Annotated in this window: 14 protein-coding genes and 1 riboswitch; of the genes, 11 read left to right on the top strand and 3 right to left on the bottom strand. The window is 67.1% G+C overall.

Going from position 1 to position 14,501, the window contains the following annotated elements; all coding sequences use genetic code 11:
• Window positions 1–2: 2 nt before the first annotated feature.
• Together ABIC09_RS02370 and cobJ are read left to right on the top strand one after the other, a co-directional pair.
• Window positions 3–734 carry a precorrin-2 C(20)-methyltransferase gene (locus ABIC09_RS02370; RefSeq protein WP_354108283.1) on the top strand — a complete coding sequence of 244 codons (732 nt, stop codon included), beginning with the start codon at window positions 3–5 and terminating at the stop codon, window positions 732–734.
• Window positions 731–1,465 carry a precorrin-3B C(17)-methyltransferase gene (cobJ, locus tag ABIC09_RS02365; protein WP_354108282.1) on the top strand — a complete coding sequence of 245 codons (735 nt, stop codon included), beginning with the start codon at window positions 731–733 and terminating at the stop codon, window positions 1,463–1,465. Before ABIC09_RS02370 ends, cobJ begins: the two co-directional genes overlap by 4 nt.
• On the opposite strand, the gene ABIC09_RS02360 is transcribed toward cobJ, so the two are convergent.
• On the bottom strand, window positions 1,441–2,187 hold the full coding sequence (locus ABIC09_RS02360; protein WP_354108281.1) for a cobalt-precorrin-6A reductase: 747 nt from the start codon (window positions 2,185–2,187) through the stop codon (window positions 1,441–1,443). The two genes, cobJ and ABIC09_RS02360, sit on opposite strands and share 25 nt — an antisense overlap.
• Here ABIC09_RS02360 and cbiE point away from each other — a divergent pair.
• From cbiE to cobT, 7 genes are read left to right on the top strand one after another with little or no spacing between them, the layout of a single operon-like run.
• Window positions 2,186–3,367: a precorrin-6y C5,15-methyltransferase (decarboxylating) subunit CbiE gene (gene cbiE / locus ABIC09_RS02355; RefSeq protein WP_354108280.1), complete on the top strand. Its 1,182-nt coding sequence runs from the start codon at window positions 2,186–2,188 to the stop codon at window positions 3,365–3,367. The two genes, ABIC09_RS02360 and cbiE, sit on opposite strands and share 2 nt — an antisense overlap.
• Entirely contained in the window at window positions 3,364–3,732 is a 369-nt protein-coding gene (locus ABIC09_RS02350; RefSeq protein ID WP_354108279.1) for a cobalamin biosynthesis protein, read from the top strand. The genes cbiE and ABIC09_RS02350 overlap by 4 nt, the downstream gene beginning before the upstream one ends.
• Window positions 3,729–4,511 (top strand): precorrin-4 C(11)-methyltransferase, encoded by a 783-nt coding sequence (gene cobM, locus ABIC09_RS02345; protein WP_354108278.1) that lies wholly within the window; start codon window positions 3,729–3,731, stop codon window positions 4,509–4,511. Before ABIC09_RS02350 ends, cobM begins: the two co-directional genes overlap by 4 nt.
• Window positions 4,511–5,821, top strand: coding sequence for a cobyrinic acid a,c-diamide synthase CobB (locus ABIC09_RS02340; protein WP_354108277.1), 1,311 nt, complete (start codon window positions 4,511–4,513; stop codon window positions 5,819–5,821). Before cobM ends, ABIC09_RS02340 begins: the two co-directional genes overlap by 1 nt.
• The gene (gene cobA / locus ABIC09_RS02335) at window positions 5,818–6,549 is read left to right on the top strand and encodes a uroporphyrinogen-III C-methyltransferase (protein WP_148755500.1); all 732 of its coding nucleotides are present in this window, start codon (window positions 5,818–5,820) and stop codon (window positions 6,547–6,549) included. The genes ABIC09_RS02340 and cobA overlap by 4 nt, the downstream gene beginning before the upstream one ends.
• The gene (gene cobF / locus ABIC09_RS02330; protein WP_354108276.1) at window positions 6,546–7,295 is read left to right on the top strand and encodes a precorrin-6A synthase (deacetylating); all 750 of its coding nucleotides are present in this window, start codon (window positions 6,546–6,548) and stop codon (window positions 7,293–7,295) included. The genes cobA and cobF overlap by 4 nt, the downstream gene beginning before the upstream one ends.
• Window positions 7,296–7,305: 10 nt before the next feature.
• A complete protein-coding gene (gene cobT / locus ABIC09_RS02325; RefSeq protein WP_354108275.1) occupies window positions 7,306–8,358 on the top strand; it encodes a nicotinate-nucleotide--dimethylbenzimidazole phosphoribosyltransferase in 1,053 nt (350 codons plus the stop codon).
• Here the strand turns inward: cobT and ABIC09_RS02320 are convergent, their stop codons facing one another.
• Window positions 8,359–8,931: a histidine phosphatase family protein gene (locus tag ABIC09_RS02320; protein WP_354108274.1), complete on the bottom strand. Its 573-nt coding sequence runs from the start codon at window positions 8,929–8,931 to the stop codon at window positions 8,359–8,361.
• Between the two features lie 72 nt (window positions 8,932–9,003).
• A riboswitch (cobalamin riboswitch) is annotated at window positions 9,004–9,205 on the top strand.
• Between the two features lie 117 nt (window positions 9,206–9,322).
• On the opposite strand from ABIC09_RS02320, the gene ABIC09_RS02315 reads away from it, so the two are divergent.
• Complete coding sequence (locus ABIC09_RS02315; RefSeq protein WP_354108273.1) at window positions 9,323–11,677, top strand: TonB-dependent receptor; 2,355 nt, start codon at window positions 9,323–9,325, stop codon at window positions 11,675–11,677.
• 12 nt (window positions 11,678–11,689) lie between these two features.
• Window positions 11,690–13,123, top strand: a complete 1,434-nt coding sequence (locus tag ABIC09_RS02310; protein WP_354108272.1) for a PepSY domain-containing protein — start codon at window positions 11,690–11,692, stop codon at window positions 13,121–13,123.
• A gap of 1 nt (window position 13,124) precedes the next feature.
• Here ABIC09_RS02310 and ABIC09_RS02305 read toward each other — a convergent pair whose 3' ends face one another.
• On the bottom strand, window positions 13,125–14,492 hold the full coding sequence (locus ABIC09_RS02305; RefSeq protein ID WP_354108271.1) for an amidase: 1,368 nt from the start codon (window positions 14,490–14,492) through the stop codon (window positions 13,125–13,127).
• Window positions 14,493–14,501 lie beyond the last annotated feature (9 nt).

Below are 14,501 nucleotides of genomic sequence, written 5' to 3'. Positions count from 1 at the left end.
GGATGGGACGCATCACCTGCTGCGGTCTCGGCCCCGGCGCCCCTGACATGATGAGCGTGCGCGCCGATCGGACCGTGCGCGGCGCAAAGCACGTTGCCTATTTCCGCAAGAAGGGCCGGCCCGGCCAGGCGCGGCGCATCGTCGAGGGTATGCTCGGAAGCGACGTCACTGAATACCCCATGGAGTATCCGGTGACGACCGAGATCGCTTTCGACAGCCCGGACTATGTCCAGCTGCTGGCCGGCTTCTACGACGAATGGAGCGAGCGCCTGGCGCGACTGGCGCGCGCCGTCGATGTCGTCGTGCTGTGCGAGGGCGATCCCTATTTCTACGGCTCCTTCATGCATCTGCACACGCGCCTGCAAGGCCGCGTCGAGATCGAGGTGATCGCCGGCATTCCCGGCATGGTCGGCTGCTGGAACGGCGTTGGTCAGCCGATCGCGCTCGGCGACGACGTGACGACGGTGCTGATGGGCACGCTGGCCGAAGCCGAACTCGAACGCCGCATGCGCGATTCCGATGCGCTCGTCATCATGAAGACCGGCCGCAATCTTTCAAAGGTGCGCCGTGCGCTCGCGTCAGCCGGCCGGCTGGATGATGCCTGGCTGGTCGAGCGCGGCACCATGCCGGGCGAACGCGTCGTGCGGCTCGCCGAGATCGACGCCGCCGACTGTCCTTACTTTGCGATCGTGCTCGTGCACGGCAAGGGCCGGCATCCGGACGCCGCAGAATGACGGGCACGCTCACCATCGCGGGCCTCGGGCCCGGCAATGATGCACTGGTGACGCCGGAGGTTTCCGCCGCGCTCGCCGCCGCGACCGATATTCTGGGCTATGCGCCCTATGTCGCGCGCGTCCCGCCGCGTACCGGTCTCACCCTGTATCCCTCTGACAACCGCGAAGAGCTGCAGCGCGCGCGCGCAGCCTTGCGTCTGGCTGCCGAAGGCGGGCAGGTCGTCGTCGTCTCCTCCGGTGACCCCGGCGTGTTCGCGATGGCCTCGGCCGTATTCGAGGCGCTCGAGCAGGCGCCGCAATATCGGGAGCTGCCGATCCGCGTGCTGCCGGGCATCACCGCGATGCTGGCCGCGGCCGCGCGCGCGGGCGCGCCGCTCGGCCACGATTTCTGCGCGATCAATCTCTCCGACAATCTCAAGCCCTGGGCGGTCATCGAGAAGCGGCTAAGGCTTGCCGCGGAAGCGGATTTTTCGATTGCGCTGTACAATCCGCGCTCGGCGAGTCGGCCGGACGGATTTGGTCGCGCGCTCGCGGCGCTGAAAGAAGCCGGCTGCGGCGAGCGCCTCGTGATCTTCGCGCGCGCGATCAGCGCACCTGACGAGAAGATCGTGACCGTGACGCTGAACGACGCGACATCAGAGATGGCCGACATGCGCACGCTCGTCATCGTCGGAAATTCGCAGACGCGGCGGGTCGGCCGCTGGGTCTATGCGCCGAGGCAGGTCCGATGACCAAGCCACTGCATCACTTCAGTGACGCTTTCCACCCGCAACCGATCAGGCAATTGCGGTCGCGAGATCATGATCACGGGCAGACCGAGCGTGCGGGCCGCATCGATCTTGGCGCGCGCGCCGCCGCCGCCGGAATTGCGCGCCACAATCCAGTTTATTCCGCGCGTGCGCATCATCTCCAGCTCGCCATCGAGGGTGAATGGTCCACGCGATACGATCACATCGGCAGCGAAGGGCAGGGGTGCTTCGGGCGGATCGACGAAGCGCAGCGTGTAGGCGTGCTGGGGCCGCGCCGCGAACGGCGCGATGTGCTGGCGGCCGATGGCGAGGAACACGCGTGCGGCTGCTTCGGGAAGGGCGGCAACCGCGGCGTTGACGTCGCCGACTTCAATCCAGTTGTCGCCGGGCGCTTTTGCCCAGAGCGCGCGTTCGAGCGCAATCAACGCCGTGCCGGTTTCCGCGCACGCTTCAACGGCATTGCGGCTCATCCCGGCCGCGAAGGGATGCGTCGCATCGATCACGTGCGTGATGCCTTCGCGCCTGACGTAATCGGCAAGCCCGCCCGCGCCGCCAAAGCCGCCGCTGCGGGTCGGCAGCGGCTGATCGGCGGGCGCGCGGGTGCGGCCGCCATAGGAATACACGGCATCGATCCCTGCGCGTGCGATCTCCGCGGCAAGCAGGCTCGCATCGGCAATTCCGCCCAATATAAGGGCGCGCATCATGTCTGATCCCTGGCTGACCATCATCGGTATCGGCGAAGATGGCCTTGCCGGGCTGTCCGAGGCAAGCCGAAAGGCGCTAGCCAAGGCAGAAACCGTGTTCGGCGGGGAGCGTCATCTCGCGCTTGCGGAGGTCGGTCACCGCGGCCGCGCGTGGCCGGTGCCGTTCGATGCGGAGATCGTGCTGAGCTGCCGCGGTCGGCCGACAGTGGTGCTTGCCTCCGGCGATCCGTTCTGGCACGGCGCCGGCGCGAGCCTGGCCGAGAAGCTCGACGGGGATGAGTGGATCGCACATCCGGCGCCGTCAACCTTCTCGCTGGCGGCGGCGCGGCTGGGTTGGCGCCTGGAAGCAACCGCCTGTCTTGGTCTCCACGCCGCGCCGTTTGAGCGGCTCGTGCCGCATCTGGCGCGAGGTGCGCGCATCATTTGTCTCGTGCGCGATGGCAAGGCGGCCCGCGATCTCGCGAAGTGGCTGACGCAACGCGGATGGGGCGCCTCACTCGTGTGGACTCTCGTTGCGCTTGGCGGCCCAAGCGAAAGCATCGACCAGCACCGCGCCGATCTCTTTGCCGAGGATATTGCCGGCAATCTGCTTGCGCTGGCAGTGCAGGCGTGGGGAGGACAGGGCATTCCCCGCGGCTCGGGATTGTCGGACGATCTCTTTGTCCATGACGGCCAGATCACCAAACGACCGGTGCGCGCGCTCGCGCTCTCGGCGCTGGCGCCGCGATCCGGTGAGCTTCTGTGGGACATCGGCGCCGGGTCAGGCTCGATTTCTGTGGAGTGGGCGCTGTGCGGGGGAGCTGCGATTGCCATTGAGGCGCGCGAGGATCGCGCTGAAAACATCCGCAGCAATGCGGCGGCATTCGGATTGGGGCATCGGATCACCGTGGTAGTGGGACAGGCGCCCGATGCGCTCGCAACGTTGGAGGTGCCCGACGCGGTCTTCATCGGCGGCGGTCTTGATCGCGCAATGTTTGATGCCATTTGGTCGCGCGTCGGGCCAAGCACACGGCTCGTGGCCCATGCCGTCACGCTGGAGACGGAAGCGCTGCTCGGCGAATTGCACCGGCAGCATGGCGGCGAGCTGATGCGGGTCGAGATTGCGCATGCCACCCCGCTCGGCCGCTACCGGTCCTGGGAGGCGGCGCGGCCGGTGGTGCAGTGGAGTGCGGTCCGATGAAGGTTGCCGGGCTCGGATTCAAGAAGGATGTGACGCTGGCCTCGTTACGCGAAGCGCTTGTGGCCGCCGGCGGTCCCGAGGGTCTGGCGGCGGTGGCAACCGTCAGCGACAAGGCTGACGCAGAGGCATTGAAACTGCTCGCGCGCGAGTGTGGCGTTCCGATCAGGGCCGTCGCCGCCGAGGTGCTGGCCGGCATCGCGACGCCGACGCAGTCAAAACTCATCACCGAAAAGTTCGGCACGGGATCCGTCGCCGAAGCGGCAGCGCTGGCAGCCGCCGGCCCTCGCGCGCGGCTCATCGCGACGCGCGCGGTCTCGCAGGATCGCACCGCGACCGCGGCAATCGCGGAAGGAGACGGCCCATGACGGTGCATTTCATCGGCGCCGGGCCGGGCGCCGCCGATCTTCTCACCCTTCGCGGGCGCGACCTGATCGCGGCCAGTCCGGTCTGCCTCTATGCGGGCTCGCTGGTGCCCGAGGGCGTACTGGCGCATTGCCCGAACGGTGCGCGCATCGTCAACACCGCATCATTATCGCTCGACGAGATCGTCGCGGAGATCACGGCCGCGCATGCGGATGGCAAGGACGTCGCGCGGCTGCATTCCGGCGACCTCTCGATCTGGTCGGCGATGGGCGAGCAGCTTCGCCGCCTGCGCGCGCTCGGCATTCCCTTCACCGTCACGCCCGGCGTGCCGTCGTTCTCGGCGGCCGCGGCGGCGCTCGAGGCCGAGCTGACGTTGCCTGGCCTTGCCCAGACGGTGGTGCTGACGCGCACGCCGGGCCGCGCCAGCGCGATGCCCGAGGGCGAGAAGCTTGCGGCATTCGCCGCAACCGGCGCGGTGCTCGCCATCCACCTGTCGATCCATCTGCTCGACAAGGTCATCGCCGAGCTGACGCCGCATTACGGCGCGGACTGCCCGGTCGCCATCGTCTGGCGCGCGAGCTGGCCCGACCAGCGCATCGTCCGCGCCACGCTCGCATCGCTCGATGCAGCGGTGGCTGCCGAGATGGAGCGCACCGCACTCATCCTGGTCGGAAAGACGGTTGGCGCTGCGGATTTCGACGAGAGCCGGCTTTACGCCGCCGACTATGACCGCCGCTACCGGCCTGTCGGTGCCGAGCCGCGTTTTCCGGAGGCGTCGTGATGCCGGCCGGCCTCGTCATCTCCGCGCCGGCGTCCGGCGTCGGCAAGACCACGCTGACGCTGGCGCTCGCGCGCGCCTGGCGCAATTGCGGATTGCGCGTGCAGTGCTTCAAGAGCGGGCCCGACTACATCGATCCCGCCTTCCATGCCGCCGCCACAGGCCGCGCCTCCGTCAACATCGACAGCTGGGCGATGGACCGCGCCACGATCGCACATCTCGTCGGCCGGGGCACCGATGCCGATATCGTGCTCGCCGAGGGCTCGATGGGCCTGTTCGACGGCGTCGCCGCGCGCGGCGTCTCCGGCACCGGCGCCACCGCTGACATCGCGGAGATGCTGGGTTGGCCGGTGGTGCTGGTGATCGATCCATCCGGGCAGGCGCAGACGGCGGCGGCGATTGCCGCAGGGCTTCGTGATTATCACGCCGGCGTGCGCCTTGCCGGCGTGGTGCTCAACCGCGTCGCGAGCCCCCGTCACGAGGACCTCGTGCGTCGCGCGCTCAATGACGCCGGCATCGCCGTGTTCGGCGCGCTGCCGCGTCATGCCGAGATCAGCCTGCCGAAGCGTCATCTCGGCCTGGTGCAGGCCGAGGAGCAGGCCGAGATCGGAAAGCTGATCGACGAGGCCGCGCGCTATGTCTCGGAGCATGTCGATCTCGATGCCGTGCTGCGGTCCGCGGCCGCCTGGTCTGTGCAACCAGCGGCGAACGGCCTGAACGTGACGCCGCCGGGGCAGCGCATTGCACTCGCCCGCGATGCCGCTTTCTCCTTCGTCTATCCGCATATGCTGGAAGGCTGGCGCGCAGCGGGTGCAGAGATCTCGACGTTCTCGCCGCTGGCGGATGAAGCGCCCGACGCTAGCGCCGACGTGTGCTGGCTGCCCGGCGGCTACCCCGAGCTTCATGCCGGCAAGATCGCCGCCAATGCGCGCTTCCGCAGCGGCTTGCGCGCCTTCGCCGAGACACGACCCGTGCACGGCGAATGCGGGGGGTATATGGTGCTGGGAACTGCTTTGACCGACGCCGACGGTATCAGTCATGAGATGACGGGCCTGCTCGGACTGGAGACGAGCTTTGCCAAGCGCCGGATGCATCTGGGTTATCGTCTCGCCGCGCTCGCTGCGCCAATGCCGGGCCATCAGGTTGGCGCGCGCCTGCGCGGTCATGAATTCCACTATTCGACGATCGTCGCCCAGCCCGATACGCCGCTGGCAGTCGTGCACGACGCAACCGGAGCGGTCATCGCCGAAACCGGCTCGTGGCGCGGCCACGCCACCGGCACGTTCTTCCATCTAATTGCGGAGGATCGGTGAGCGGCTTTGTCACCTTCATTTCCGCCGGGCCCGGCGATCCTGAGCTGCTCACGCTTAAGGGCGCCGCGCGGCTGCGCGAGGCGGACGTCGTGCTCTATGACGACCTTGCCTCGGGCGCGATCCTCGATCTGGCGCGCCCGGGCGCCAATCTCGTCGCGGTCGGGAAGCGCGCAGGGCGGCCCTCGACCAAGCAACACCACGTCAACCGCTTGCTGGTCGACTACGCTGCCACGGGCGTGCGCGTCGTGCGGCTCAAGTCGGGCGATGCCGGCATTTTTGGCCGGCTCGAGGAGGAGCTGGAGACGCTGCGCGAGGCCGGTATCGGTTACGAGATCGTTCCCGGCGTCACTTCGGCTTGCGTTGCCGCAGCGCAGGCCGGCATTCCCCTGACCCGTCGCCACACCTCGCGCCGGGTGCAATTCGTCACCGGCGCCGATGTCACCGGCGAGCTGCCGCAGAATTTGAACTGGGCCGCGCTGGCCGATCCTGATGCGACGACCGTGGTCTATATGGGCCGGCGCACCTTTCCGGCGTTGGTCGCGAAATTGATCGAGCACGGGCTTTCGCCGAATACGCCGGCGCTATTCGCCGAGTCCCTCGGCCGTACCGACGAGCGGCTGGTGCGCACCACCATTTCCGAGCTTGCCGAGCAGCTCGCGCGCGGCGGTGCGGCTTCCACGGCGGCTGTGATCGTGTTCGGCGCGCTGGCGGAGGGCGGATCGTCATGATGACGCTCTCCCTGATCGGCATCGGTTGCGGCGATCCCGGGCAGCTCACGCGTGCGGCGATTGGCGCAATAAATGCCGCCGATCTCGTTCTAATCCCACGCAAGGGGACGGCAAAATCCGATCTTGCCGATCTCAGACGAACGATTTGCGCCGATGTGCTCACCAATGACACCACGCGTATCGCCGAGTTCGATCTCCCCATGCGCGACGCCGGCGAGGCCGATTATCGCAAGGGCGTCGACGACTGGCACGACGCGGTCGCCGCGACCTGGTCGCAGACGATCGCCGATCATCCCGGCGGTGACGGCAAGGTTGCGCTGCTGATCTGGGGTGATCCCTCGTTGTACGATTCCTCGCTCCGCATCGCGCGGCGGCTCCATCCGTTGCCTGATATCGAGGTCGTGCCCGGCATCACGTCGATCCAGGCGCTGTGCGCGGCCCATGCGCTGCCGCTCAACGACATCGGCGAGCCGTTTCTGGTGACGACGGGACGCCGCTTGCGCGAAGGCGGCTGGCCGGTGGGCGTCGACACAGTCGTTGTGATGCTCGACGGCGGCACGGCGTTCCAGTCGCTCGATCCGGAGGGACTTCACATCTGGTGGGGCGCCTATCTCGGCATGGCCGATCAGATCATCATGTCCGGCGCGCTCGCCAAGATCGGCCCGCGCATCGTCGCATCGCGGCAGGCCGCGCGCGAGCGGCACGGCTGGATCATGGACAGTTACATTCTCAAGCGCAGGCCGTAAGCGAGGCACCATGCTCCCTGATTGGGTCACCCGGAAATGCCCCGAGATCTCCGCCGCTCATCGCGAGGCCGCGATCGCGCGGCAGACGCAACTGACAAAACCGACCGGCGCGCTGGGGCGGCTGGAGCAGCTTGCGATCGAGCTTGCCGCCTTGCAGGCGACCGAACGCCCTCGGGCCGCACGCGTGCCGATCGTCATCTTCGCCGGCGATCACGGCATCGTCGCGCAGGGCGTGTCGGCCTATCCGCAGGCCGTGACCATCGCGATGATGGCGAATTTTGCCTCCGGCGGCGCCGCGATCTCGGTGCTGGCGCGCGAGCTCGGCTCTACCCTCGAGGTCGTCGATGCCGGAACGCTGGCTGAAATGGCGATGCCTGATATCGTCACGGACAAGCCGCGCTTTGGCACCCGCGATTTCAGCATCGACGCAGCACTCTTGCCGGCCGAGCTTGCATTCGCCTTCGAGGCCGGCCAGCGCGCAGTGGGGCGGGCGCAGGCCAATCAGCCCGATCTGCTGATCTTCGGCGAGATGGGCATCGGCAACACCACGACGTCGGCGGCGATCGCCGCGAGCCTGCTCGGCATCAGCGCCGAGGAAATCGCGGGCACGGGCACCGGAGTCGATGCGGCGGGCCGGGCGCACAAGGCGCGCGTGATCGATGCGGCGATCGCGCGTCATGGCGTTGCGGGTGCGGCGCCGGAAAAGATCCTGTGCGCCGTGGGGGGCCTCGAGATTGCGGCGATCTCCGGCGCAATCATCGCAGCCGCGCAGGCGCGCATTCCCGTGCTGATCGACGGTTTCATCGTCTCCGTTGCCGCGCTCGCGGCCGTGCGGCTGAACCCGTCGTGCCAGCCGTTCCAGCTCGCCTCGCATCAATCGGCGGAGCAGGGGCATCGGCTGGTGCTGCGCGCGCTGAACGTGCAGCCGCTGATCAGCCTCGATCTCAGGCTCGGTGAGGGATCGGGCGCCGCGATCGCGCTGCCGCTGGTGCGATCGGCATGTAGCCTTCACAACGACATGGCGACGTTCGCGCAGGCCAACGTGCCGGATCGGCCTGTTTGATCAGGCCACGCGCTGATTGACCGAGACGACACGCCAGCCGGTCGCGAGCCGATCGATCCGGGTCAGCGACAGCGGATCGATCACGAAGCGCAACGCCGCTTGCGGCGTCAGATCCAGTGCGAGGCAGAGCGCGGCACGGATGGTGCCTGAATGCACGACGAGCGTTGCGTGAGCTGTGCCGATCCGCGCTAGCCCCAGCCGGACGCGCGCGACCTGATCCTCAAAGCTCTCGCCGCCTGGCGGCCGTCCGCGCGCCGGATCGCTCCAGAATTGCGCATAGGCCTGGCCTCCGTCGGCCGCGAGCTCGTCATGCCGCCGGCCGGTCCAGCCGCCAAAATCCTGCTCGCCGAATTCGGTGACCAACGCCGGCTCTAGCCCTAGAGCGCGCGCCGTCTCGACCGTACGTCGTGACGGGCTGGCATAGCTCGCGGCATCCTGCGGCAAGCGCTGCCGCAGCGCCTCCAGCTGCGCGCGGTCGCCGAGATCGGCGGGCGCGTCGGCGGCGTGGATCGTCCCTTTGACGCCGCCGACCGGCGCATGCCGGATCAGCCAGAGGAAGGTCTCGCCTTCCATGCTTATCTCCAAAGAAGTTGGTCGCTGCGGCAATAATGGCGCAGCTTGTACATTGACTCTGTCTTGATCGTAACCCTAGATGATTTTGACGGTTTCCCCGAGAGGGGATGAAAAGGGAATGCGGTGCGGGGACATTGTCCCCAATGCCGTAGCTGCCCCCGCAACTGTAAGCGGTGAATCCTTCGTCAGAAGCCACTGGGTCCTCGGTCCCGGGAAGGCGACGAAGCGGTCACGACCCGCGAGCCAGGAGACCTGCCGTCAGCCGTGGTCACACGCGAAGATGTCGGTCGGGGAGTACAGACATTCGGCTTCATCGGAAGGCTTATGAGCCGGAAGATGGGACCTTGGTTCGCGGTGACGTGCCACTGACGTCACACCGAGGTCCAAGACCGTGTCTTCTAGCCGTATTGTACGACCACGCCGTTTCCTGCTGGCGTCCGCCGCTCTCACATCTTTTGTCGCCATCGACATGCCAGCTGCCTTGGCGCAGCAGGTCCGCGAACCCCTGCCGCCCGTGGAGGTCTCGCCGCCGCAATCCCGCAAGCAGACCAAGCCGGCCGGCCGGGATGCGGCAAGCGCACGCCGCACGGCGGCGCGCAGGGCCGCCGCGGCAGCGGCCGCGCCCAAGCCGGTCGTGCCGATCGCTGCGGCGCCGACGCCGCTCAACAGCAACGTGGTCGCCGAAAGTGCCTCGCGCCTCGGCCTGACCGTGCGCGAGACGCCCGCAACCGTCGAGGTGATCTCCGCCGAGACCATGCGCGAGCAGGGCTACCGCACCGTCTCCGACGTCGCCCAGGGCGCGGTCGGCGTCACCGCCGGCGACAATCCGGCGGAGCCGTCGGCCTTCTCGATGCGCGGCTTCACCAACAGCCAGATCAACACGCTCTACAACGGCATCAAGATCGGCCCGCAGAACATGACCTCGCGGATCACCGACACGGCCAATCTTGAAGCCGTGGAGATCCTGAAAGGGCCGGCCTCGCTGATCTCGGGCGAGGGCGCCGCCGGCGGCGCGATCAACTTCGTCAGCAGGCAGCCGCACACCGGGCCGATCCGGAACGAGGCTGACTTTTCATACGACTCCCTGAACTCCTTCCGCGCGCATTACGGCTCGGGCGGCAGCACCAATGTCGAGGGGCTCGACTACCGCTTCGACGTCAGCCGCTCCACGCTCAACGGCTTTGCCGACGACACCAACACCAAAACGCTCGACGTCTCCGGCCAGCTCAACTACCGCATCTCCGACAGCCTCAAGGTCTGGGGCGCGATCGAATATCGCGAGGACCGCTCAAAGGCTTATTGGGGCGCGCCACTGGTGCCGGTGGCCTATAGCGGATCGCATGCGACGGCCGGCATCGTCTCGGGCGCCTATGTCGCCTCCAACAATTCGATTCTCGGGCCGATCACGATCGACGACCGCACCTTCAACACCAATTACAACGTCCTCGACAATCGCAACGTGGCGCAGGAGGTCTGGCTGCGCGGCGGCTTCGAGCTGAAGCTTACCCCCGACCTGACGTTGAAGAGCCAGGCCTATGCCTACGGCGCCGAGCGCTCCTGGTTCAACAACGAGGTCGAGGCGTTCAACACCGCGACCAACACGGTTGATCGCAGCCGCTTCTATGTGGCGCACAGCCAGCGGCTGGTCGGCAACATCACCGACCTGACTTGGGATGCGAATATCGCAGGCTTCGACAATCGTCTCGTCACGACGCTGTCGTCGAGCTACCTGGACTTCGTCAGGCCGGGTGCCTTCAAGCCCCTTGGCGATTCTGTGCCGCTGGTCGATTTCGACCGCGGTTTTTATGGCCCGCTCACGATACAGCAGCAGACCGCGCGCATCGACAACGAGGCGCTGTCGTTCGAGGACCGGCTGAAGCTGACGCGCACCTTTGCGCTGATCGGTGGTCTGCGCGTCGAGCATATTGGGCTTGACCGCAATTCGACTGACCCCGCCGGGCTTGTGAAAGCAGACTTCCCATTCTCGAAATCCTGGGCGCCCGTCACCGGCCGCATCGGCTACACCTGGGAAGCCGTTCCGGGCCTGACCTTCTTCAGCCAGTACGCCACCGGCGCGGACGTCTCGGCCAACAATATCTTCCTGCTTGCTCCGACCCAGAACCTCGACCTGACGACCGCGCGCACTTACGAGACTGGCGTCAAGCATGTGCTCTGGGACAACAGGGCGGAGTGGTCGTTCTCGGCCTACGATATCGTGCGCAAGAATGTCTATGCGGCGGCCGGCGGCATGACGCTCAACATCGCGGGACGGCAGGAATCCAAGGGTGTCGAGCTTGCCGGATCGGTCCGCCCGATCGAGCCTTTGCGTCTCTGGGGCAACATCGCCTATGTCGATGCGCGCTATGCCGATTATGATTTCGTCGGCGGCTCGTTCTCCGGCAACACACCGCCGAACGTGCCGCGCATCGTCGCCAATGCCGGCGCGTCCTGGCGCTTCTCGACGGCATGGCCGGTGGAGGTCGGCATCACCGGCCGCCATGTCGGCGACCGCTACAACACCGATGCGAACACCGTGACCATGAATGCCTACAACGTCGGCGATGTCTACGCCTTCGTCGATATCCCCAAGACGGTGTTCAATGCGGTCGACCAGGCCCGCGTAACCTTCCGGGTGCGCAACTTCACCGACAAGCGCTACGCGATCTGGGGCGACCCGTTTTATCCCGACCAGATCCTGCTGGGTGCACCGCGGACCTATGAAATCTCCGCCGCGTTCAAATGGTAGGGTGTTGACCACATGATGGGCGCGATCGTCCTCTCGCACCGCTGGCTCGGGATCGCGTTCTGCTTCCTGTTCGCGATGTGGTTTGCGAGCGGAATCGTGATGCACTTCGTTCCGTTTCCGTCGCTGACGGAGGCGGAGCGCTTTGCCGGGCTCGCGCCAGTTGAGCGCGCGCAGCCGGTCATGTCGGTGGCCGACGCGGTCGCCGCCAGTGGAATCGCGGACGCCACGCGTGTGCGCTTGATCCAGCGCAGCGACGGGCCGGTCTATGTGGTGTCGGGACCATCGCGTGTGCGGGCGGTTCATGCGTCCGATGGGGCCGATGCATCGGTGGAGTTTCCCGACGTCGCGCTCGCCATTGCGCAAGATCATGCTCGTCGACGTGGGTTCGATGCCGCAAACGCCACGATCGTCGCGCGTGCCGATTACGATCAATGGAGCGTCCCCAACGGTTTCGATCGCCATCGGCCTCTGTTTCGGGTCGCGCTCGGCGATGCGGCGGGAACGGAAATCTATGTCTCGTCGCGCACCGGCGAGGTTGTGCTCGACACGATCCGCAGCGAGCGCGGATGGAATTGGGTCGGCTGCGTCGTGCACTGGATCTATCCGACGGTGCTCAGGAGCAACTGGTCGCTGTGGGACCAGGTGGTCTCGACACTGTCGCTGGTGGCTTTGATCGCCGCACTGCTGGGCGCGGTGCTCGGCGTCGTCAGGATCAGGATTCGCCCGCGCCGGATCGCGTCGCCCTATCGCGGTTGGCACGCCCTGCATCACATCATCGGGCTGGTTTCGACTGCTTTCGTGCTGACCTGGATTTTCAGCGGCTGGCTCTCGATGGATCACGGCCGGCTGTTCTCGCGTGGGCAATTGACCCCGGCCGAGGCCGCCGTGACGAACGCCGTGCCGGACTGGCGCGCAGCTCCGTCGCTCGATCAGCAGCCCATTTCCTCCCCGGTCCGTGAAATCGAATGGTTTGCCTTCCAGGGGAGCGTCTTTCGGCGCGATCGGACCGGCCTTAACAGCCAGACCTTGACCAGGGTGGGCGAGCCGGCCCCGGCTCGGCAAGCGGCGTTCCTGACTGAGCAGGACTTCCTCAGCCTGACGACGCGCCTGGCGACAGGCTGCGGCGCGGCGTCCGTTGTCGCCTATAAGGATGACTATCCCGCGCAGTCCATCGTTCCCGGCGCGCCCGTCTACCGCGCCCGCTGCGGCGATCTCTGGTTCGACATCGACGGCGCCGATGGCAGCGTGCTGCAACGGCTGGATGCCTCGCGACGGGCCTATCGCTGGTTCTACAGCGCGCTGCACACGCTGGATTTCGCTGTCCTGATGGCGCATCCGCATCTGCGCGATGTCCTGATCGCCGGACTTTGCGCGCTTGGCCTGGTGTTCTCCGTCACGGGCATCGTGATCGGCTGGAACCGTTTGCGGTCGACCTTCGTGACCTGAGCTACGCCCGCAGCACCGCCTCGATATGTCGTGCGGCGCACAGCAATGTGCGGTCCTGCCCGCGCCGGGCGATGATCTGGAGGCCGAAAGGAAGCCCGGCCTTATCTCGCCCGCATGGGATCGAGATCGCCGGCAGCCGGGCGTGATTGACGAATGGTGTGAACACGGCGTGCCCGCGGGGGCTCGCCGGGCGGCCGCCGATCAGGTCGGGTCCGAGCTGGGTCAACGGCCAGGCGACACAGGGCACCGTCGGGGCCAGCAGCAGGTCGACTTCGATGAAGAAGGTCGCAAACGCATGGGCGATCGACGTGCTGGCGACCAGCGCCCGGGCAACATCGCTGCCTGACCAGGCGAGACCGCGTTCGACCTGCTTGGCGATGTCAGGATCGAAAGCGGTTGGATCCTTGCGAAAGCCATCGCCGTAGAGAGCGGCAAGGCCGGCGTGCTGAAGCGGCATGATAGCGTCTTCCGTCGCACCCGGCGGCCAGACGGGATCGCGTTGTGCGATAGGCAAGCCTGCGGCGGCGAGACGCGCAACCGCGGAGGCGAGCCCATTTGCGACGACATCGTCGACTGCGACGTCGAGCCCGAGACGTGGCGAGAATGCGATGCGCAGGCTGGAGGTGTCACTGGCATGTCGCGCGATGTTCGCTGAGTCCGGATCGCGCGGATCGTCGCCGGCCATGGCTTCGAACGCCAGGGCGATATCGCCGACATCGATGGCGATCGGCGCGATGACCGACAGGCCGAAGAATGGCTCGGCGAAACCGGGCCCATAGGGGATCGCGCCATAGGACGGCTTGAAGCCGGCGACGCCGACATGGGCCGGAGGCCTGCGGCTGGAGCCACCGGCATCGGTGCCGATCGCGAGCGGCACAAGGCCGGCTGCAACGGCCGCGGCGGGTCCGCCCGAAGAGCCGCCCGGCGTCAGTGCGGGATTTTGCGGATGCCGTGTCGGCCCAAACAGCGACGACGTCGTCACGCCCTTGCAGGCGAACTCGGATGTTGCCCCGATGCCGACGACAACAGCGCCTGCGCGGCGCAGCCGCTCGATCGCAATGGCATCCTGCGGCGCGATGAAATCGGCGAACAGGCGCGAGCCCTGCGTCACGCGCCAGCCGCCGACCCAGATATTGTCCTTGACGATGACGGGAACGCCGGCGAGCGACATGGCCTCGCCATTGCGCAAGCGTGCGTCGACCGCTGCCGCATCAGCGAGCGTCCGCTCGGGATCGATCGTGACGACCGCATTCAAGGCTTTCGCAGCCTCGATGCGGGCGAGGGCGGCCTTGGCAGTCTCTACCGCACTGATCCGTCCGGCGCTGACCTCGGCCGCAATCTCGCGCGCGCTATGTGCCGGCTTTGTCATGGCCTCCCC

Origin of the sequence: Bradyrhizobium sp. S3.12.5, from assembly GCF_040548225.1 — a bacterium.
In the GTDB taxonomy this organism is placed as follows: Bacteria; Pseudomonadota; Alphaproteobacteria; order Rhizobiales; family Xanthobacteraceae; genus Bradyrhizobium; species Bradyrhizobium cytisi.
The sequence above is the reverse complement of the archived record's forward strand: the minus strand, read 5'-3'. Positions and strand labels throughout refer to the sequence as shown.